Below are 286 nucleotides of genomic sequence, written 5' to 3' on the forward strand. Positions count from 1 at the left end.
CTTTGTTCAGTGTAGGTAACGATTGATTGATATGTTTGATTTGGCTAGCAAGCTCAGATAGCCGCTCTAGCTTAAAACTAACTTGCTCAATCTGTGTATTGATTTGATCGACTTGCTCTTGCTCGCTGCGCATATTAGTAATGGGCTGACTTTGAATAAGTGCGGCTTGCTGCTGTTGCAGGTCGGTAAGCGCTTTACGTTGCTGCTGAATTCGGGGTTGGTCTAGGTTTTGCTGTGTAATTAACTTATCAAAATCAGTTTGTAGCTTTTTGGCTTGCTTGTCATG

At 42.3% G+C, this 286-nt stretch carries 1 protein-coding gene; it reads right to left on the reverse strand.

The genetic code is table 11. From position 1 onward, the window contains the following. A partial coding sequence (locus AAEZ06_RS27050; RefSeq protein WP_350617152.1) for a hypothetical protein occupies nt 1-286 on the reverse strand: 286 nt, incomplete at both ends.

Origin of the sequence: Pseudomonas sp. HY7a-MNA-CIBAN-0227 (genome assembly GCF_040310325.1) — a bacterium.
In the GTDB taxonomy this organism is placed as follows: domain Bacteria; phylum Pseudomonadota; class Gammaproteobacteria; order Pseudomonadales; family Pseudomonadaceae; genus Aquipseudomonas.